Source organism: Acetobacter fabarum (assembly GCF_011516925.1).
GTDB lineage: Bacteria > Pseudomonadota > Alphaproteobacteria > Acetobacterales > Acetobacteraceae > Acetobacter > Acetobacter fabarum.
In genome coordinates this window covers 1-865 of the sequence record NZ_WOTG01000056.1, presented here as the reverse complement: position 1 = coordinate 865, position 865 = coordinate 1, and the positions used below count along the sequence as shown (strand labels likewise).

General features: G+C 63.2%; 1 protein-coding gene. It reads left to right on the top strand.

Annotated elements, in window-relative coordinates:
* Positions 1-7: 7 nt before the first annotated feature.
* The coding region (locus GOB83_RS15385; RefSeq protein WP_165926631.1) for a MotA/TolQ/ExbB proton channel family protein at positions 8-865 on the top strand (858 nt) is incomplete at its 3' end.

Here is an 865-nt window from a genome sequence, read left to right as displayed (position 1 = left end):
GAGTAAAATGAGCAGACTGCCCCGTTCTTTTGTGTCAGGTCTTGCCGCTCCGGCTCTTGCGCTGCTGATGAGCACGGCAGCCCCCATTGCCGCCTTTGCGCAGGATGCCGCAGCCCCCGCACCGGCAGCCCCGGCGGCTACCGCTCCTGCGGCACCGGCTGCTCCGGCTCCGGCAGATGGCGCTGCAGCTCCTGCCCCCGGCCCGGCCACACCCGCCGCACCGGATGCCGCAACAACCCCCACACCCACCGATGGCACAACAGCCCCGACCCCGGCCGCCGCTGCAGCAGCAGAAGCTCCTGCGCCGGACGCCAAGGATGACGCCAACCCCTACGGCCTGTCCGCCCTGTGGTCGAACGGCGATATTATCGCCCGTGGCGTGCTGCTGATCATGCTCGTCATGTCGCTTGGCACATGGTTCATCATGATCACCAAGTTCATCGAACAGGGGCGTCTGTTTGCCGCTGGCAAGGATGCCACCAAAAACTTCTGGACCAAGCACAGCATTCAGGAAGGGGCTTCCGCACTCTCCACCTCCTCTCCGTTCCGCTATATTGCCGATACCGGCATTACGGCAGCCGAACACCATGAAGGCACGATGCAGGAAGCCATTGACCTGCATAGCTGGACCTCCATGTCCATCCAGCGCGCGGTCAACAACATCCAGAACAGCCTGCAGAAGGGTCTGGCCTTCCTGGGCACCGTGGGGTCCACATCCCCGTTCATCGGGCTGTTCGGTACGGTCTGGGGTATCTACCACGCACTCACCGCCATTGGCATTGCCGGTCAGGCATCCATCGACAAGGTTGCCGGTCCTGTGGGTGAATCCCTGATCATGACCGCCATTGGTCTGGCAACGGCTGTG